Origin of the sequence: Salmonella sp. SG203, from assembly GCF_013350575.1 — a bacterium.
Taxonomy (GTDB): domain Bacteria; phylum Pseudomonadota; class Gammaproteobacteria; order Enterobacterales; family Enterobacteriaceae; genus Salmonella; species Salmonella enterica.
Window position 1 is genome coordinate 256,210 of sequence record NZ_SNMT01000004.1, and the last position, 18,071, is coordinate 274,280.

General features: G+C 53.3%; 18 protein-coding genes. 13 read left to right on the forward strand and 5 right to left on the reverse strand.

Annotated features, from left to right (window positions below; genetic code table 11):
* Window positions 1–19: 19 nt before the first annotated feature.
* From HV477_RS09050 to HV477_RS09060, 3 genes are all read right to left on the reverse strand, one after another.
* Window positions 20–538, reverse strand: a complete 519-nt coding sequence (locus HV477_RS09050) for a YbjP/YqhG family protein (RefSeq protein ID WP_079899006.1) — start codon at window positions 536–538, stop codon at window positions 20–22.
* Complete coding sequence (locus tag HV477_RS09055; RefSeq protein WP_000118258.1) at window positions 538–906, reverse strand: NlpC/P60 family protein; 369 nt, start codon at window positions 904–906, stop codon at window positions 538–540. The genes HV477_RS09050 and HV477_RS09055 overlap by 1 nt, the downstream gene beginning before the upstream one ends.
* A 168-nt stretch (window positions 907–1,074) precedes the next feature.
* Window positions 1,075–1,323 carry a transcriptional regulator gene (locus HV477_RS09060; protein ID WP_000433427.1) on the reverse strand — a complete coding sequence of 83 codons (249 nt, stop codon included), beginning with the start codon at window positions 1,321–1,323 and terminating at the stop codon, window positions 1,075–1,077.
* A 172-nt stretch (window positions 1,324–1,495) separates the two neighbouring features.
* Here HV477_RS09060 and HV477_RS09065 point away from each other — a divergent pair, with 172 nt between their 5' ends.
* The gene (locus HV477_RS09065) at window positions 1,496–1,870 is read left to right on the forward strand and encodes a hypothetical protein (RefSeq protein WP_001051266.1); all 375 of its coding nucleotides are present in this window, start codon (window positions 1,496–1,498) and stop codon (window positions 1,868–1,870) included.
* Window positions 1,871–2,050: 180 nt separating this feature from the next.
* Entirely contained in the window at window positions 2,051–3,229 is a 1,179-nt protein-coding gene (locus HV477_RS09070; RefSeq protein ID WP_000127721.1) for an MFS transporter, read from the forward strand.
* On the opposite strand, the gene flk is transcribed toward HV477_RS09070, so the two are convergent.
* The gene (gene flk, locus HV477_RS09075) at window positions 3,226–4,227 is read right to left on the reverse strand and encodes a flagella biosynthesis regulator Flk (RefSeq protein ID WP_000553397.1); all 1,002 of its coding nucleotides are present in this window, start codon (window positions 4,225–4,227) and stop codon (window positions 3,226–3,228) included. The two genes, HV477_RS09070 and flk, sit on opposite strands and share 4 nt — an antisense overlap.
* Before the next feature lie 103 nt (window positions 4,228–4,330).
* Between flk and pdxB the strand changes: the two genes are divergently transcribed.
* From pdxB to purF, 9 genes are all read left to right on the forward strand, one after another.
* Complete coding sequence (gene pdxB, locus HV477_RS09080) at window positions 4,331–5,467, forward strand: 4-phosphoerythronate dehydrogenase PdxB (RefSeq protein WP_000699176.1); 1,137 nt, start codon at window positions 4,331–4,333, stop codon at window positions 5,465–5,467.
* A gap of 67 nt (window positions 5,468–5,534) precedes the next feature.
* Window positions 5,535–6,548 (forward strand): aspartate-semialdehyde dehydrogenase, encoded by a 1,014-nt coding sequence (locus tag HV477_RS09085; protein ID WP_001289138.1) that lies wholly within the window; start codon window positions 5,535–5,537, stop codon window positions 6,546–6,548.
* A complete protein-coding gene (truA, locus tag HV477_RS09090; RefSeq protein ID WP_000016631.1) occupies window positions 6,548–7,360 on the forward strand; it encodes a tRNA pseudouridine(38-40) synthase TruA in 813 nt (270 codons plus the stop codon). Before HV477_RS09085 ends, truA begins: the two co-directional genes overlap by 1 nt.
* Window positions 7,361–7,408: 48 nt before the next feature.
* A complete protein-coding gene (locus tag HV477_RS09095) occupies window positions 7,409–8,068 on the forward strand; it encodes a DedA family protein (protein WP_000364318.1) in 660 nt (219 codons plus the stop codon).
* A gap of 149 nt (window positions 8,069–8,217) precedes the next feature.
* Entirely contained in the window at window positions 8,218–9,132 is a 915-nt protein-coding gene (accD, locus tag HV477_RS09100) for an acetyl-CoA carboxylase, carboxyltransferase subunit beta (RefSeq protein ID WP_000118383.1), read from the forward strand.
* Between the two features lie 67 nt (window positions 9,133–9,199).
* A complete protein-coding gene (folC, locus tag HV477_RS09105) occupies window positions 9,200–10,468 on the forward strand; it encodes a bifunctional tetrahydrofolate synthase/dihydrofolate synthase (protein WP_000792275.1) in 1,269 nt (422 codons plus the stop codon).
* Window positions 10,458–11,132 (forward strand): cell division protein DedD, encoded by a 675-nt coding sequence (dedD, locus tag HV477_RS09110; protein WP_000157036.1) that lies wholly within the window; start codon window positions 10,458–10,460, stop codon window positions 11,130–11,132. Before folC ends, dedD begins: the two co-directional genes overlap by 11 nt.
* A gap of 311 nt (window positions 11,133–11,443) precedes the next feature.
* Window positions 11,444–11,932 carry a colicin V production protein gene (cvpA, locus tag HV477_RS09115; RefSeq protein WP_000262102.1) on the forward strand — a complete coding sequence of 163 codons (489 nt, stop codon included), beginning with the start codon at window positions 11,444–11,446 and terminating at the stop codon, window positions 11,930–11,932.
* A gap of 37 nt (window positions 11,933–11,969) precedes the next feature.
* On the forward strand, window positions 11,970–13,487 hold the full coding sequence (gene purF / locus HV477_RS09120) for an amidophosphoribosyltransferase (protein WP_000334205.1): 1,518 nt from the start codon (window positions 11,970–11,972) through the stop codon (window positions 13,485–13,487).
* A 35-nt stretch (window positions 13,488–13,522) separates the two neighbouring features.
* Here purF and HV477_RS09125 read toward each other — a convergent pair whose 3' ends face one another.
* Window positions 13,523–14,950 carry a sigma-54-dependent Fis family transcriptional regulator gene (locus HV477_RS09125; protein WP_000168928.1) on the reverse strand — a complete coding sequence of 476 codons (1,428 nt, stop codon included), beginning with the start codon at window positions 14,948–14,950 and terminating at the stop codon, window positions 13,523–13,525.
* A gap of 210 nt (window positions 14,951–15,160) precedes the next feature.
* On the opposite strand from HV477_RS09125, the gene HV477_RS09130 reads away from it, so the two are divergent.
* Both HV477_RS09130 and HV477_RS09135 read left to right on the forward strand, forming a co-directional pair.
* Window positions 15,161–16,558 (forward strand): alanine racemase, encoded by a 1,398-nt coding sequence (locus tag HV477_RS09130; protein ID WP_023226609.1) that lies wholly within the window; start codon window positions 15,161–15,163, stop codon window positions 16,556–16,558.
* A gap of 90 nt (window positions 16,559–16,648) precedes the next feature.
* Window positions 16,649–18,070: an APC family permease gene (locus HV477_RS09135; RefSeq protein WP_000072512.1), complete on the forward strand. Its 1,422-nt coding sequence runs from the start codon at window positions 16,649–16,651 to the stop codon at window positions 18,068–18,070.
* Window position 18,071 lies beyond the last annotated feature (1 nt).

The following is an 18,071-nucleotide window of genomic DNA, read 5'->3' on the forward strand; positions in this document are numbered from 1 at the left end:
CCGATGGCGATTCCCTTTTTTAATGCTTCTTATATTCCGGCGCGACTTTTGCTGACCAGGCCTCAGCCTGGGTGATGGCGCCTGCGTCATAAATCGGCTGTTCATAACCCCTGTCAGCATCCCGAACGCGGTAAATTTTCCAGCGTCCCTCTTCCCAACGGGTATAAACTTCCAGGTGGATGGGCGTTGACTCTGTGCCCAACAGAACATCCACTTTTTCTCCGCCGAGGAAAGGGTGTGCCTTCCCAACCCGTAACTGTAGAATCCACTCTGGCGCATAGTCCTGCGCATACATAAAATAATCTGCCCCCACAATCTCCTGTTCATAAAGGGACTGTATTAGCGCCAGGCGATGAATAACCTCTTTAGCAACGTAACGTTGCATTAAGGCGGTGGTGTCGTCAGGGGTATTCACATCGTTCGTGAACGTCGTCATCCATGAGGTATAGAACTGCTTCACGGCCTGCGTACTGTCGTGATGAGGCGCAGAGCAACTACAAAGCAACAGGATAAGCGCGACAAGGGAGAACGTTTTCATTAATTCTTCCTGTAGATGGTATATGAGGGCCTGGCTGCCCGGTAGCCCGGGCCGGCCCACATATCGCGTTGTTTAAAATCTGAATACCACTCTGTGCCATCGTATATCGCCATGTGACCGCTCGGGTTTCCGCCAGCGTAAGGTTGAATAATAATGACGTCACCCTCGCGCGGCATTTCATAGGTACCAATAGCGGTGAATCCGGCGCTTCTTAACATTGGGCCATAATCTTTCGCATGATATGTATGCCCCAGCGTGATACCGCCCGCCTGAATTGCCTTTCGGGTAAATTCCGCACACCGGCCTTGAGAATGAGAACCTGCATGCGTTTTGGCATAATTAACCGCCACTCTTTTATCCCAACTCATAATGATTCCTGTTAATAAAATACGTAATAGCAATTACGTAATGCTTTAACAGTATTTGATTCGGGAAGCATGACAGATCGTGCCATTACTATTTTCAATATAATAAGTTTAAATATTTATTAATTGTTGAGATTGATAAGTTAAAGCCAATTTATTCAGCATTAACTATTATTCTGCGATATCGGCATCATTTTTTATTTGCATATCGCCATAGCGCGACGGCCAGATCTCCTGCGGCGTGATGCCCAGCGCGTCCGCAATAATCCGTTCGGCTCTCGGCCAGGAACGGGTAAAGACATTGCGCAGTGAATCAGGTGATAAACCGGCCTGACGAGAAAGATCTCTGAGCGTAATACCTCTTTTTTCCAGTGCACTTTTAATATCTGCACGATGCCAGTCTTGGCTTTTTGGTTCCATTCTGTAATCCTAAGAAGATGTGTTATCGGCGCCGATATTTTTAAGATGAAAATTATCGCATGGAAAAGGAAGTTACTTTCTTTTTCACGCTAAGAATAGTGCCAGAAAGAAAGCAAAATTTCGCGAAAAAGAAGAAATATTTTTATTTCATCAGGGGAAAGGAAAGAAACCGATGGCAAAGGAATGGTTCACGGTTAAGGAATGTCTTGGCTTACCGGGGTTTCCGGGAAGCGAGCCTGCGGTTCGCGAACGTTTGTATAAGTACAGCGAAGGGAAAGAGGGTGTCAGGCGTAAGCGTGTTAAATCAAAGGCCGAGGAGTTTCATATATCTGTTTTCCCTCTTTATGTTCATCGTTATCTGGACGACAGCGGAGAGGAACCTACGCCAGAACCCATTTCCTTACAGGAAGCGGAGCCTGAAGATATCTGGGAGATGATGTTCAGGTTACTGACGCCAGAACAGCGCAAGCAGGTGACCGGACGGTTTAAGGTGAGAGGGATGAAAGCGGTCTTTCCCTTTCTGTTTGATGACACGCCGCCACGTTGATACCCTGGCTGCAATTTCAAGGTTGACAAGTTTCGCGTCTCACAGGCAGACTTCACTCTCTACATTATCCTTCCGATAATGCGTAAGCGTTTAACGTTATCCAACGCACCTTAATCCTGACGTTCAGGTAGAGGGGGGGCGTGGCATTTCCCCGCCTTACTCTGCATTCTGGAGTAATGCATGACAGCAGTTAGCCAAAAAACAACGACCCCGTCTGCGAATTTTTCGCTGTTCCGCATCGCCTTTGCGGTTTTCCTGACCTATATGACGGTCGGCCTGCCGTTACCCGTCATCCCGCTTTTTGTTCATCACGAACTGGGCTATAGCAATACGATGGTTGGGATCGCCGTGGGCATTCAGTTTTTTGCGACGGTACTGACGCGCGGCTATGCCGGACGGCTGGCGGATCAATATGGCGCTAAACGATCGGCGTTACAGGGGATGTTTGCCTGCGGGCTGGCGGGCGCCGCCTGGCTCCTGGCCGCGCTGTTGCCGGTTTCCGCGCCGATAAAATTCGCGCTGCTTATTGTCGGGCGTTTGATCCTCGGATTTGGCGAAAGCCAGCTGCTGACCGGAACCCTGACCTGGGGACTGGGGCTGGTTGGCCCAACGCGTTCCGGTAAGGTGATGTCGTGGAACGGGATGGCGATTTACGGCGCGCTGGCGGCCGGTGCGCCGTTGGGCTTGCTGATCCATAGCCACTTTGGCTTCGCGGCGCTGGCGGGGACGACGATGGTTTTACCGCTGCTGGCCTGGGCATTCAACGGCACCGTGCGTAAAGTGCCTGCGTATACGGGGGAGCGACCTTCACTGTGGAGCGTGGTCGGGCTTATCTGGAAACCGGGCCTGGGCCTGGCATTGCAGGGCGTGGGCTTTGCCGTCATCGGTACGTTTATTTCACTTTATTTTGTCAGCAATGGCTGGACGATGGCGGGATTCACCCTGACCGCGTTTGGCGGTGCGTTTGTACTGATGCGCATATTGTTCGGTTGGATGCCGGACCGCTTTGGCGGCGTGAAGGTCGCCGTTGTCTCATTGCTGGTTGAGACGGCAGGGTTGCTGCTCTTGTGGCTGGCGCCGACGGCCTGGATAGCGCTGGTAGGCGCGGCGCTCACCGGGGCAGGGTGTTCACTGATTTTCCCGGCGCTGGGCGTGGAGGTTGTGAAACGCGTACCTGCACAGGTACGCGGTACGGCGCTCGGCGGCTACGCCGCGTTTCAGGATATCTCCTACGGCGTTACCGGCCCGCTGGCGGGCATGCTGGCCACGTCATACGGCTATCCTTCCGTATTCCTCGCGGGAGCGATCTCCGCGGTGGTTGGCATCCTGGTGACGATATTATCGTTCCGGCGCGGTTAAGAAACCAGCCAGAAAAGCGCCAGTACAATTATTAGCGCGATAAACAACAGGCCTGGCCGCGCAGACAGATTTTTCACGGTTTCAATCATCGGCGCAAACGGGCGGTAGATGGGTTGAATAGAGAGCGGTTCCAGCTCATCAGTCTCCCGCTCTACGCGACGCAGGAAAATATGGTTAAGTAAATCCTGCACCTGGGCGGTGGTCAGCACCGTTTGCGGCTGAATTTGATAAGTGTGTTGGGCATACTCTTTGATCGCTGTGAGTTCGTCCGGTTCCAGCGGTTGTTTTAACGCAGCCTGCAGCGTATGTAGCGTAGGCGCGTGTTGTAGTGACAGCGTCTGCCGCGCCTGTAGCCATGTCGCCAGATGGGTAAACTGTTTTGCCGGAATGAGCTCGCCGCTTTTCACGCCGGAGAGTTCCAGCATTGATTGCCAGATAAGTTTGTTTGACTCGCCGGTCGCGGCCGCCAGCTTCGTCACCAACTGATTCAACGTATTATGTTCAGCAGGCAATAATGGCCGATCCGTTGCCGGACGTTGCTGCGGCTGCGGAATGGAAAGCTGCCCCTGTTGCAGGAGCGTCAGCACGTTTTTGAGTTGATCGGGCGTAAGCTGGCTAAGCGCGGTTTGACCGTATTGCTGACGGATAAAATCGCTGACGGCCTGACGATTATTCCCGACGCCAAGCAGCTCTGTTAGCTGTGAAAGCACCTGACGATTGGCATGATTTTGCTGCGCTACGCCCAGACGCTGGGTAAGATTCTGTTCAGCGGCGGGGAAGTGGCGCGACAGTAGCGGCGCGTCATTTTTTATCCCCAGATCGTGTTTCATTCCGGCCCATACTTCCGCGCTTTGCTGCTGGGTCAGTGAAATCAGGCGCGTGATCAGCCTTTCCAGTACCGTACGCTGTTGCATGGAAAGCGGCTGCTCGCTCGCAGCGGAAAGAGGATTACGCCCTTCGCCTGGAGGCTGTGCAGGGGCGCCGGAGATGGGATGCATAATTAATTATCCTTTAACCATAAATCTGAGCAATATATGCCTGGCGGCCAGATTATGGCACACTTGTCCGGTTAACTCTCGTTCTCAAACAGGTACGACAGTCGTGAAAATTCTCGTTGATGAAAATATGCCTTACGCCCGCGAATTATTTAGCCGCCTGGGTGAGGTAAAGGCAGTGCCGGGTCGCCCGATCCCCGTTGAAGAATTGAACCATGCCGATGCGTTAATGGTGCGTTCGGTCACGAAAGTGAATGAATCGCTGCTGAGCGGCACGCCGATTAACTTCGTTGGTACTGCTACGGCAGGCACCGATCATGTGGATGAGGCATGGCTGAAGCAGGCGGGCATCGGTTTTTCAGCCGCGCCCGGCTGTAATGCTATCGCCGTGGTGGAGTATGTGTTTTCCGCGCTGTTGATGCTGGCCGAACGTGACGGCTTTTCGTTACGCGATCGCACTATAGGGATTGTCGGCGTGGGTAACGTTGGAAGCCGGCTACAGACCAGGCTTGAAGCGTTGGGTATCCGTACGTTGCTGTGCGATCCGCCACGCGCCGCACGCGGGGACGAGGGTGATTTTCGTACGCTGGATGAGCTGGTGCAGGAAGCGGATGTCCTGACTTTCCATACGCCGCTCTATAAAGACGGACCGTATAAAACGCTGCATCTGGCCGATGAGACGCTGATCCGTCGACTGAAACCCGGCGCCATTCTCATTAACGCCTGCCGCGGTCCGGTGGTGGATAACGCTGCGTTGCTGGCGCGACTTAATGCCGGGCAGCCGCTGAGCGTGGTGCTTGATGTGTGGGAGGGCGAACCGGATCTTAACGTCGCGCTACTGGAGGCCGTGGATATCGGCACATCGCATATCGCCGGCTATACGCTGGAAGGCAAAGCGCGCGGCACCACCCAGGTCTTTGAGGCGTATAGCGCGTTTATCGGTCGCGAGCAGCATGTCGCGCTGGAGACATTACTGCCTGCGCCTGAGTTTGGTCGTATTACGCTTCATGGCCCGCTGGATCAACCGACGCTGAAAAGACTGGCGCATTTGGTGTATGATGTGCGCCGCGACGATGCGCCGCTGCGTAAAGTCGCTGGAATTCCGGGTGAATTTGATAAATTGCGTAAAAATTATCTTGAGCGCCGTGAATGGTCGTCTTTATACGTGATGTGTGACGACGAAACGGCAGCCGCCTTGCTGTGTAAGCTAGGTTTTAACGCTGTTCATCACCCGGCACATTAATGTCTTCTTAATGCTCCCTGTCGAATAATGCGACAGGGACGCTTATGTATTTCTGGAGTAAATCACCATGTCTGAAGGCTGGAACATTGCCATTCTGGGCGCAACGGGCGCCGTAGGCGAAGCCCTGCTTGAAACACTGGCTGAACGCCAGTTCCCGGTCGGTGAAATTTATGCGTTAGCGCGTCATGAAAGCGCGGGCGAGCACCTCCGTTTTGGTGGCAAGTCGGTCATTGTCCAGGATGCGGCGGACTTTGACTGGACGCAGGCGCAGTTGGCGTTTTTCGTTGCCGGCGCAGAGGCATCGGCTGCCTGGATAGACGACGCGACCAATGCAGGTTGCCTGGTGATAGATTCCAGCGGTCTGTTCGCGCTGGAGCCTGATGTGCCGCTGGTCGTGCCGGAAGTTAACCCGTATGTACTGGCGGATTACCGTAACCGTAATGTGATTGCGGTCGCCGATAGTCTGACCAGTCAACTGCTGGCGGCGCTCAAGCCGTTAATCGATCAGGGGGGACTGTCGCGCATCGCCGTCATCAGTATGTTATCAGCGTCCGCACAGGGGAAAAAAGCGGTCGATGCGCTGGCCGGACAGAGTGCGAAGTTGCTTAACGGCATACCGATTGATGAAGATGATTTCTTTGGCCGCCAGTTGGCGTTCAATATGCTGCCGCTGCTGCCGGATCGGGAAGGCAGCGTGCGCCAGGAACGTCGTATCGTCGATGAAGTGCGTAAAATTTTGCAGGACGATGGCGTGATGATCTCCGCCAGTGTCGTGCAGTCGCCAGTGTTCTATGGCCATGCGCAGATGGTGAGCTTTGAAGCGCTCCGTCCGCTGGCGGCGGAAGAGGCGCGCGAGGCGTTTTCCCGCGGTGAAGATATCGTACTATCAGAAGAGACGGATTACCCGACGCAGGTGGGCGACGCTTCCGGCAATCCACAGCTTTCTATTGGCTGTGTGCATAATGATTACGGTATGCCGGAACAAATTCAGTTCTGGTCAGTGGCGGACAACGTGCGTTTCGGCGGCGCGCTGATGGCCGTTAAAATTGCGGAGAAGCTGGTGCAGGAGTATCTGTACTGATGTCCGGACAGCAATCATCGCCGGTCTATAAAATTGCGCTGGGTATTGAGTACGACGGCAGCAAGTATTATGGCTGGCAGCGTCAGAATGAAGTGCGCAGCGTGCAGGAAAAGCTGGAAAAAGCGCTCTCGCAGGTGGCAAATGAACCTATTAACGTGTTCTGCGCCGGGCGTACCGATGCCGGCGTTCACGGCACCGGGCAGGTTGTCCATTTCGAAACGACCGCATTGCGCAAAGATGCGGCATGGACGCTGGGGGTAAATGCGAATTTGCCTGGTGACATTGCCGTGCGCTGGGTGAAAACTGTACCGGATGATTTTCACGCGCGATTTAGCGCTACGGCTCGCCGTTATCGCTATATCATCTACAATCATCGACTGCGTCCTGCGGTGTTAGCAAAAGGCGTGACGCATTACTATGAGCCGCTGGATGCAGAGCGGATGCATCGCGCGGCGCAGTGTCTGCTTGGCGAAAATGATTTTACCTCGTTTCGCGCGGTGCAGTGCCAGTCGCGCACGCCGTGGCGTAATGTGATGCACATCAACGTTACCCGCCACGGCCCTTATGTGGTGGTCGATATCAAAGCGAATGCCTTTGTTCATCATATGGTCAGGAATATTGTCGGCAGCCTGCTGGAAGTAGGCGCTCACAACCAGCCGGAGAGCTGGATCGCAGAGCTGTTAGCGGCCAGGGACAGAACGCTGGCGGCGGCAACGGCGAAGGCGGAAGGGCTATATTTGGTTGCGGTGGATTACCCTGACCGGTTTGACCTTCCAAAACCGCCAATGGGCCCGCTATTTCTGGCGGACTAATCCGAATCGCACACCCGAAACGTGTCGGGTAGAAAGGCAAAGACAAATATGGACCTGATCTACTTTATTATTGATTTTATTCTGCACATCGATGTGCATCTGGCGGAGCTGGTCGCGGAGTACGGCGTCTGGGTGTACGCTATTTTGTTTTTGATTCTGTTTTGTGAAACCGGCCTGGTCGTCACGCCGTTCCTGCCGGGCGACTCGCTGCTGTTTGTCGCCGGGGCGCTGGCTTCGCTGGAAACCAACGATCTCAATGTGCATGTCATGGTGGCGTTAATGCTGATCGCCGCAATTGTCGGCGATGCGGTAAATTACACGATTGGTCGACTGTTCGGCGAAAAACTGTTCAGTAATCCGAATTCGAAAATTTTCCGCCGCAGTTATCTGGATAAAACCCACCAGTTTTATGAAAAACACGGCGGTAAAACTATCATTCTCGCTCGCTTCGTGCCGATCGTCAGAACCTTTGCGCCGTTTGTGGCAGGGATGGGGCACATGTCCTATCGGCATTTTGCCGCTTATAACGTCATCGGCGCGCTGCTGTGGGTGCTGCTCTTTACCTACGCCGGTTATTTCTTCGGTACGATACCGTTGATTCAGGATAACCTTAAGCTGCTGATTGTGGGGATTATCGTGGTTTCGATATTACCTGGCGTCATTGAGATTGTCCGGCATAAGCGCGCTGCGTCGCGTGCCGCAAAATAGAAAGTAACTCAGCGGTTCGACCACTTTTTTATCCAAAGTTTCGGGCTGTTATGTTTTAATGTGCAACATTCATGGTCTGTTGGGGGCAAAAATGGCATTATGCGCCCCTTATAATAAAGCTGACTAAGGTTCAGGCAGAAAGGTCACCAATGAGCTGGATTGAACGAATTAAAAGCAACATTACTCCCACCCGCAAGGCTAGCATTCCTGAAGGGGTGTGGACCAAGTGTGATAGCTGCGGTCAGGTTTTATACCGCGCTGAGCTGGAACGTAATCTTGAGGTCTGTCCTAAGTGTGACCATCATATGCGCATGTCGGCGCGCAATCGCCTGCATAGCCTGTTAGATGAAGGTTCCCTTGTGGAGTTGGGTAGCGAGCTGGAGCCAAAAGACGTGCTCAAGTTCCGCGACTCCAAAAAATATAAAGACAGACTGGCGTCCGCGCAGAAAGAAACCGGCGAGAAAGACGCGCTGGTGGTCATGAAAGGGACGCTTCACGGTATGCCGGTTGTCGCCGCCGCGTTTGAATTCGCGTTCATGGGCGGCTCAATGGGGTCTGTCGTTGGCGCACGCTTCGTTCGCGCCGTTGAACAGGCGCTGGAAGACAACTGTCCGTTAGTGTGTTTCTCTGCTTCCGGCGGCGCGCGTATGCAAGAAGCGCTGATGTCGCTGATGCAGATGGCGAAAACCTCGGCGGCGCTGGCTAAAATGCAGGAACGTGGTCTGCCCTACATTTCGGTATTGACCGATCCGACAATGGGCGGCGTTTCCGCCAGTTTTGCGATGCTGGGCGATCTCAACATCGCCGAGCCAAAAGCTCTGATTGGCTTCGCCGGCCCGCGCGTTATCGAACAGACCGTTCGCGAAAAACTGCCGCCAGGATTCCAGCGCAGTGAGTTCCTGATCGAAAAAGGCGCTATTGATATGATAGTCCGCCGCCCGGAAATGCGCCTGAAGCTGGCGAGCATTCTGGCGAAGCTGATGAATCTGCCCGCGCCGAACCCGGACGCCCCGCGTGAAGGCGTGGTGGTGCCTCCGGCGCCGGATCAGGAGTCTGAGGCCTGATAACTGAAAAGGGCAGGGCCGCAGGCTCTGCCCTTTTGCTTTTCACCGTAAAGAAGCAGCGGAAACAATGAAAAACAAATCTATACCTCAAGCTGCGTCGCCCCTGGCCTCGTGGCTTTCTTATCTGGAAAACCTGCACAGCAAGAGTATCGATTTAGGCCTTGAGCGCGTAAGCCAGGTGGCAGCGCGTCTGGACATCCTCAAGCCTGCGCCGTTCGTTTTTACCGTTGCGGGAACCAACGGCAAAGGTACGACCTGTCGCACGCTGGAGTCGGTGTTAATCGCGGCGGGATACCGTGTGGGCGTCTATAGTTCGCCTCATCTGGTACGTTACACCGAGCGCGTGCGCGTGCAGGGGAAAGAATTAGCGGAATCCGCGCATACCGCGTCCTTTGCGGAAATAGAAGCGGCACGCGGCGATATTTCATTGACCTATTTTGAATATGGCACGTTGTCGGCATTGTGGCTGTTTAAACAGGCTAACCTTGACGTGGTGATTCTGGAGGTCGGGTTGGGCGGCCGCCTGGACGCCACGAACATTGTGGATGCCGATGTAGCGGTAATTACCAGCATCGCGCTTGACCATACTGACTGGCTGGGGCCGGATCGCGAAAGTATCGGCCGCGAGAAGGCCGGGATTTTTCGCGCGGAAAAACCCGCTATCGTCGGCGAACCGGAAATGCCGGCAACCATCGCGGATGTCGCGCAGGAGACCGGCGCGCTGTTGCGGCGTCGTGGCGTTGACTGGCGTTATGAGGTGACAGCGACCCACTGGGCGTTTACCGATGGTGACGGCACGCTTGCCGGACTGCCGTTGCCGCAGGTTCCTCAGCCGAATGCCGCCACCGCTCTGGCCGCGCTGCGCGCCAGCAGGTTGAACATTGATGAGCAGGCGATTCGCGACGGTATTGCGCAGGCTACCTTGCCGGGACGTTTTCAAATCGTGAGTGAGTCGCCGCGCGTTATCTTTGATGTCGCCCATAATCCCCACGCGGCGGAATACCTGACGGGTCGTCTGAAAATGTTGCCGAAACGCGGGCGCGTGCTTGCGGTGATTGGTATGCTGCATGATAAAGATATCGCCGGCACGTTAGCCTGGTTGAAAAGCGTGGTTGACGACTGGTATTGTGCTCCGTTAGAGGGGCCGCGCGGCGCGACGGCGGAACAACTTCTGGAACATCTGGGGAAAGGGAATGTCTATGATAGCGTCGCGCAGGCATGGCAGGCCGCTATCGACGCGGCGCAGCCAGAAGATACCGTGCTGGTGTGCGGATCGTTCCACACCGTCGCACATGTTATGGAAGTGATAGACGCGGGGAGAATCGGTGGCGAGTAAGTTTCAGAATCGTTTAGTCGGCACGATTGTGTTAGTCGCGCTGGGGGTTATTGTGCTTCCCGGTCTGTTGGACGGACAGAAAAAGCATTATCAGGATGAATTTGCTGCGATTCCACTAGTACCGAAGCCTGGCGACCGTGATGAGCCGGATATGATGCCTGCCGCAACGCAGGCGCTGCCGACACAGCCGCCGGAAGGGGCGGCTGAAGAGGTGCGGGCGGGAGATGCGGCCGCGCCGTCGCTGGACCCGTCGCGCATGGCGTCTAACAATGTCGAGCTTGATCCGATACCGGTGGAGACGCCTAAACCGAAGCCGGTTGAAAAGCCGAAGCCGCAGCCTAAACCGCAACAGCCGGTTGTCGCCGCTTCCACGCCGACGCCCGCGCCGCAACCGGCTACCGACGATAAACCTGCGCCGACCGGCAAAGCCTATGTCGTACAGTTGGGTGCGCTGAAAAATGCGGATAAAGTCAACGAGATAGTCGGCAAGCTTCGTTCCGCCGGGTTCCGGGTTTATACTTCCCCCTCAACGCCGGTACAGGGTAAAATAACCCGTATTCTCGTCGGGCCGGATGCGTCGAAAGATAAGATGAAAGGATCGCTTGGCGAGCTCAAGCAGATTTCCGGGTTAAGCGGCGTGGTGATGGGATATAGCCCGAACTAAGGCGCGTTTTGCCTGAGCGCGCAGCGTTAAGGCCTACGGTGTTCACCTGGTAAATAGCCGAAGTTCTGTAGGCAGGATAAGGCGTTTACGTCGCCATCCGGCAGAAGGAATAAACCTGGTATCCTGCGCTTATCAGGCCGATGGCAGCTCTTCTGGTCGTGCCCGAAGAGATAAAAAGTGTGATGGCGTTGAATATTTTTTCAGCGCCATTTTTATTTACGCGTGGGAAGGAAATCCCTACGCAAACGTTTTCTTTTTCTGTTAGAATGCGCCCCGAACAGGACGACAGGGCGTAAAATCGTGGGACATCTATGGTCTGGATTGATTACGCCATTATCGCGGTGATTGCTTTTTCCTGTCTGGTTAGCCTGATCCGCGGCTTTGTTCGTGAAGCGTTATCGCTGGTGACGTGGGGTTGTGCTTTCTTTGTCGCCAGTCACTACTACACTTACCTGTCTGTCTGGTTTACGGGCTTTGAAGACGAACTGGTTCGTAATGGGATTGCTATCGCGGTACTGTTTATCGCGACGCTTATCGTCGGCGCTATCGTGAATTTTGTGATAGGTCAGCTAGTAGAAAAGACCGGCCTGTCGGGAACTGACCGGGTGTTGGGGATCTGTTTCGGCGCACTGCGAGGCGCGCTGATTGTCGCCGCCATTCTGTTCTTCCTTGATACCTTTACCGGCTTGTCGAAAAGCGAAGACTGGAGCAAATCGCAGCTCATCCCGCAGTTCAGCTTCATCATCAGATGGTTCTTTGACTATCTGCAAAGCTCGTCGAGTTTCTTGCCCAGGACGTAACAGGTTCTGAGATGTGGCTTAACGAGGAAAATGACGTATGTGCGGTATTGTCGGTATCGCCGGTGTTATGCCGGTCAACCAGTCGATTTATGACGCGTTAACAGTGCTCCAGCATCGTGGTCAGGATGCTGCCGGTATCATCACCATTGATGCGAATAACTGCTTCCGCTTGCGTAAGGCAAACGGGCTGGTGAACGATATTTTTGAAGCTCGCCACATGCAGCGTTTGCAGGGCAACATGGGGATCGGCCATGTACGCTACCCTACCGCAGGCAGCTCCAGCGCTTCCGAAGCGCAACCTTTTTACGTTAACTCGCCGTATGGCATCACGTTGGCCCATAATGGCAACCTGACTAATGCGCACGAGCTACGTAAAAAGCTGTTTGAAGAAAAGCGCCGTCATATCAACACCACCTCCGATTCCGAAATCCTGCTCAATATTTTCGCCAGCGAGCTCGACAACTTCCGTCACTATCCGCTGGAAGCCGACAATATTTTTGCCGCGATTGCCGCGACTAACCGTCAAATCCGCGGCGCCTATGCCTGCGTGGCGATGATTATCGGCCACGGCATGGTGGCTTTTCGCGATCCGCACGGCATTCGCCCGTTAGTGCTGGGCAAGCGTGACGTTGGCGATGGTCGTACGGAGTATATGGTCGCTTCTGAAAGCGTGGCGCTGGATACGCTGGGCTTTGAGTTTCTGCGCGATGTCGCGCCGGGCGAAGCTATCTATATTACCGAAAAGGGGCAACTGTTCACGCGCCAGTGCGCGGATAATCCGGTCAGTAATCCCTGTCTGTTCGAGTACGTTTACTTTGCTCGCCCGGACTCCTTTATCGACAAGATCTCCGTCTACAGCGCTCGTGTGAATATGGGCACCAAACTTGGCGAAAAAATCGCTCGTGAATGGGAAGATCTGGACATCGACGTCGTGATCCCTATCCCGGAAACCTCCTGCGATATCGCACTGGAAATTGCCCGTATTCTCGGCAAGCCGTACCGCCAGGGATTTGTCAAAAATCGTTACGTGGGACGTACCTTTATCATGCCGGGCCAACAGCTACGCCGTAAATCCGTGCGCCGTAAGCTCAATGCTAATCGCGCGGAATTCCGCGATAAGAACGTCCTGCTGGTGGATGATTCCATCGTGCGTGGCACCACATCAGAGCAGATCATCGAGATGGCCCGGGAAGCCGGCGCGAAGAAGGTTTATCTGGCGTCCGCCGCGCCGGAAATTCGTTTCCCCAACGTCTATGGCATTGATATGCCGACCGCCAATGAGCTGATCGCGCATGGTCGCGAGGTGGATGAGATTCGGCAGATTATCGGCGCAGACGGGCTTATCTTCCAGGATCTGAATGATCTGATCGAAGCCGTACGCGCGGAAAACCCGGATATCCAGCAGTTTGAATGTTCGGTATTTAACGGGGTATATGTCACCAAAGACGTAGACCAGCAATACCTCGACTTCCTGGATTCATTACGTAATGACGACGCCAAAGCGGTGCTGTTCCAGAACGAAATGGAAAACCTGGAAATGCATAACGAAGGCTAATGGCTTTGCCAGCGGCGCGATGCCGCTGGCCGATGTCAATTACGCACCACGCCGAAGCGAATAGCGTATTTTTGTACTTTGTACTGTAACGTGGTGCGGGATACGTTAAGGCTACGGGCCGCGGCGGCAATATTCCCCTGATGCGTATCCAGCGCGGTTTCTATTAAATGCCTTTCGTAGTTGGCAACCCGTGCCTCCAGCGACCCTTCATACTGCGGATCGGGTGACGAGGGAAGGGGATTTTCCGGCGCGGTTTCCGGTACGCCTAAATTTAACTCGTCCTGTTCAAAAATGATGTGTTTCAGCAGCCCGTCTTTTTCCTGCATGATCATGCTGCGTACAATCGCGTTTTCCAGCATCCTGACATTACCCGGCCAGGCGTGATTGAGCAGATCAGCACGCGCCGTCTCGCTTAGTCCGTGAATGTCCTGCGGCACATCATTACGGTATTTATCAATAAAATAATTTGCCAGTAAGGGAATATCTTCCGGGCGGGCGCGCAGCGGCGGTAACGTCAACATTCCGACGCTCAACCGATAAAAAAGATCCGCCCGCAGGCGTTCTTGTTGAATTAATTTGACGGGCGCTTCGTTCATGGCGGCAACGATCCTGACATCAGAGTGGAGTTGCTGTTGTCCGCCGAGCCGCCAGAAGGTTTTATCCTGCAAGAATCGCAGCAGCTTACTTTGCATCTCTATCGGCATGGCGTTCAGCTCATCAAGAAAGAGCGTTCCCCCGTTTGCCAGTTCCAGATAGCCCTGGCTATTTTCCGCGCCGGTATAGGCGCCGCGCACGGTGCCGAAAAGCGTACTTTCGATAAGCGTAGGCGGTAGAGCGCCGCAGTTCAGGGCGATAAATGGCTTATTCGCCCGCTTGCTGCATTGATGTATCAGGCGGGAAAATAGCTCCTTACCCGTTCCCGTCTCCCCGACAATCGTCACCGGAATATTACTGGCGGCCAGCCGTTTGGCTTTGGCGATATTACTGAGCATTTCCGGATTTTCGGTAATAATGGCATGGTGCTTCTCATGGCGATCGGCATACAGCAGTTGGTTCAGTTCTACCACCTGCTCCTGGAGCCGCCTGACGCCGGACATATTCCTGCCGATTTCGATAACGCCGACCATGCCGCCATCGCTTGCATAGAGCGGCGCGGTGGTGTGCTGATAGTCAACGGCCTGGCCTCGCGCATTGTAATAAATTTGATAATGGCCAATGTATTCCACGCCTTTTTTTAACGATGAAAGCATCGTACTTTGCGTCTCTTTCATGCCCGGATAGACATCGAGCATATGTTTTCCCATTGCCCGTTCAATGCTGTAGCCGTCCAGATCCGCGCTTTCCTGATTGTAGTAAACGTATTCACCACGCTCATTAATGACGGCCAACGGCTGATGAATCAAATCGAAAAAGCGGGAAAACATCCTGAGCGCCGAGGCCAGTTCCTGATTGGTGGATGCCATACATGCATTCCTCATATCTATTGTTCATATTGCCATTATAAAAGTGACGAATTTTCGTCGTTGTGATGAATAGCAAACTCAATGACGAAAATGAGAAATAGCTTATTTTTATAAGTAATTGATTATTTTGATAAAAAATAGTGGCATGCCTTTTGCTTTATCCCTGTAAAGAATGCGGATTTTTACCATAAACATTAAGCAGAGGGCGTTATGACTGACTCGATTATGCAGAATTACAACCAGCTACGTGAGCAGGTAATCAACGGCGATCGCCGTTTCCAGCACAAAGACGGTCATTTGTGTTTTGAAGGGGTCGATCTGGACGCACTGGCGCGCCAGTACCCCACGCCGTTCTATGTGTTTTCTGAGCCGGAGATTATTCGTAACATTCATGAAATCCAGCGGGCATTTGCGGCGCATAAAAATACCAAAACCTTCTTTGCGTCAAAAACCTGCTCGGTCATGGGGGTGTTGAAAGCCATTCGTGACGCCGGAATTTGCGCGGAGGCAAACTCACAATATGAGGTTCGCAAGTGTCTGGAGATAGGCTTTCGCGGCGATCAGATCGTCTTCAACGGCGTGGTGAAAAAGCCTGCCGATCTGGAATATGCTATCGCCAACGATCTGTATCTTATTAATGTTGATAGCCTGTATGAGCTGGAACATATTGATGCCATCTCTCGCAAGCTGAAGAAAGTCGCCAATGTTTGCGTCCGCGTAGAGCCGAATGTTCCCTCGGCGACGCATGCGGAACTGGTTACCGCTTTCCATGCGAAGTCGGGTCTCGACCTGGAACAGGCGGAAGAAACCTGCCGCCGCATTCTGGCAATGCCTTATGTGCATTTGCGCGGCTTGCATATGCATGTAGGCGATCAGGTGCCGGAGTCAGAGCCTTTCGCAAAAGCGACTAAAGTGCTGGTGGATGAATCCCGTCGCCTGGAAGAGGTGCTCGGTATTAAATTTGATTTGATTAACGTGGGCGGCGGAATTCCGGTTCCCTATAAATATGACGACGAGAATGGCGACCCGTTAAAAGATAATATGTATGCCGGTATTACCGCCCAGGATTTTGCCGATGCGGTCATTCGCGAAGTGCATAAATGGCGTACCGATGTGGAAATATGTATTGAACCGGGACGTAAAGTGACCGGGTCGGCGGCGGTTTTACTGACGGAAGTCTCCTGCGAAAAACGTAAAACAAATTACGATCTTAACGGCAATGTGGAATGCCACGTTGAATGGAAATTTGTCGACGCTGGTTACAGCGTACTTTCTGACAGCCAGCATTTTGACTGGTTCTTTTATGTCTATAACGCCTCTCGCATGACGGCAGCGCACGACGCCTGGATAAAATTAGCCGGGCCGCTGTGTGATGGCGGGGATTATTTCCACATGGGAGTGAAAGGCGAAGAGTTTTTACTGCCGAAGGAGACTCATGTTGGCGATATTGTCGCGTTTCTTGATGCCGGGGCATACACCATTGAAAGTCAAACCGTTTATAACAACCGTCCGCGCACGGGCGTGGTGATGATCGATAAAAATGGTGAGACGCGTCTGATTCGTCGGGAAGACAGTTACGAAGATATGGTCAAGTACGACATTTATTAATACTGTTTTGGGCTTCAGTTTCATGCTGAAGCCCGTCGTCAGATGATAAGAAGAGGGCAGTGATGCCTGAATGCATAACAGGAGATGGCCATGAGTAACACGAATTCTGGCTTACTTGGCATCAAAGACATTGTCTTTATGAATGTCATCGCTATTCTGAGTTTGCGGCAAATCCCTAACGTGGCGCCTTACGGGGCATCGGCCATGTTGTTATGGGTGATAGCCGCATTCTGCTTGTTTTTTCCTTTAGCGATGGTATGCGGCGAGCTGTCAACCGGCTGGCCGAAAGATGGCGGGATATTTGTCTGGATTAAAGAGGCATTTGGTAAACGTATTGCATGGATTGTTGTGGTTTGTTTTCTCTTTTCCTGCGTACTGTTTTTCCCATTAATGCTGCAATTCGGCTTTACCGCGTTGGGCTATATGATCGGCGGCGGCCTGGCGGAAAATAAAGCATTTATCGGTATTGGTTCCGCGGTAATTTTCTGGCTATTAACGCTGATGAATATCCGCGGGATGGAATGGACAAAAATTATTAATAGCATCAGCGCCTGGTGCGGCGTATTTATTCCCTCCGCCATCCTCATTTTACTGGCGGTGGTATGGCTATGTACCGGACACCAGATGCAGACGGACTACACTACAGCGAAAAACTGGATTCCGGATCTCGGACACTGGGATACGATCGTTTTCTTATCCAGCATGATGTTTGCGTTTGCCGGACTGGAGGTCGCCCCGATGATTGCCGGGCGTACCCGTAATCCACAGCGTGATTTTCCGCGAGCGATGGCCGTCTCCGCCGCCGTTATCGTTGGGATCTATATGGTCGGCACCTGGGCGCTAAACACGCTTTTACCCGCCGGGAAAACCGACATTGTGGCAGGCGTCATGCAGGCTATGCATGCTGCTGCGGATACGCTGCATATGCCGTGGTTAATTCCTGTTATGGCCATCTGTATGTTTTTTGGCGCTCTCGGGCAGATTAACTCCTGGCTGGTGGGGCCGATTTATATGCTCCAGGAAGCCTCGCGTGAAGATAATCTGCTGGGGGACCGAATCGGCAAATTACATCCGGTGTGGAAAACGCCCGCCTTTGCCTTGACTGTACAGGCGATTATTGTCACGGTCCTGTGTTTTTCGACTTTTATTTCGCCAAGCGTTGCGGCGGCTTACTGGATGTTAACGGCGCTAACGACCATCACCTATTTTATTCCTTACCTGGTGATGTTCCCGGCGTTCTGGCGTTTACGTAAGACTCAGCCGGATACGCCAAGAAGTTTTAAAATTCCGGGCAAGGTTTTACCGGCTATTTTACCTGCGCTGGGCTTTCTTTCTATCGCCTTTGCCGTTGCGCTGTTATTTATTCCGCCTTCTCAAATTGATATGGGCGGATATTTCCAGTACGCCGGGAAAATTATTGGCGGAGCCGTGCTGGCGGTTGTCGTCGCGGAGTACATTTACCATCGGGCGCAGAAACGTAATGCCCGTTTAAGCATGGCGGGAGGAAAATAAA

What these genes read in the sequence shown, in the direction of transcription:
- HV477_RS09095 (WP_000364318.1), top strand. Translation starts at nt 7,409, where the DNA reads ATGGACCTGATCTACTTTATTATTGATTTTATTCTGCACATCGATGTG.
- HV477_RS09050 (WP_079899006.1), bottom strand. Translation starts at nt 538, where the DNA reads ATGAAAACGTTCTCCCTTGTCGCGCTTATCCTGTTGCTTTGTAGTTGC.
- HV477_RS09070 (WP_000127721.1), top strand. Translation starts at nt 2,051, where the DNA reads ATGACAGCAGTTAGCCAAAAAACAACGACCCCGTCTGCGAATTTTTCG.
- HV477_RS09135 (WP_000072512.1), top strand. Translation starts at nt 16,649, where the DNA reads ATGAGTAACACGAATTCTGGCTTACTTGGCATCAAAGACATTGTCTTT.
- accD (WP_000118383.1), top strand. Translation starts at nt 8,218, where the DNA reads ATGAGCTGGATTGAACGAATTAAAAGCAACATTACTCCCACCCGCAAG.
- HV477_RS09125 (WP_000168928.1), bottom strand. Translation starts at nt 14,950, where the DNA reads ATGGCATCCACCAATCAGGAACTGGCCTCGGCGCTCAGGATGTTTTCC.
- HV477_RS09085 (WP_001289138.1), top strand. Translation starts at nt 5,535, where the DNA reads ATGTCTGAAGGCTGGAACATTGCCATTCTGGGCGCAACGGGCGCCGTA.
- HV477_RS09130 (WP_023226609.1), top strand. Translation starts at nt 15,161, where the DNA reads ATGACTGACTCGATTATGCAGAATTACAACCAGCTACGTGAGCAGGTA.
- folC (WP_000792275.1), top strand. Translation starts at nt 9,200, where the DNA reads ATGAAAAACAAATCTATACCTCAAGCTGCGTCGCCCCTGGCCTCGTGG.
- HV477_RS09060 (WP_000433427.1), bottom strand. Translation starts at nt 1,323, where the DNA reads ATGGAACCAAAAAGCCAAGACTGGCATCGTGCAGATATTAAAAGTGCA.
- HV477_RS09065 (WP_001051266.1), top strand. Translation starts at nt 1,496, where the DNA reads ATGGCAAAGGAATGGTTCACGGTTAAGGAATGTCTTGGCTTACCGGGG.
- truA (WP_000016631.1), top strand. Translation starts at nt 6,548, where the DNA reads ATGTCCGGACAGCAATCATCGCCGGTCTATAAAATTGCGCTGGGTATT.
- cvpA (WP_000262102.1), top strand. Translation starts at nt 11,444, where the DNA reads ATGGTCTGGATTGATTACGCCATTATCGCGGTGATTGCTTTTTCCTGT.
- flk (WP_000553397.1), bottom strand. Translation starts at nt 4,227, where the DNA reads ATGCATCCCATCTCCGGCGCCCCTGCACAGCCTCCAGGCGAAGGGCGT.
- HV477_RS09055 (WP_000118258.1), bottom strand. Translation starts at nt 906, where the DNA reads ATGAGTTGGGATAAAAGAGTGGCGGTTAATTATGCCAAAACGCATGCA.
- purF (WP_000334205.1), top strand. Translation starts at nt 11,970, where the DNA reads ATGTGCGGTATTGTCGGTATCGCCGGTGTTATGCCGGTCAACCAGTCG.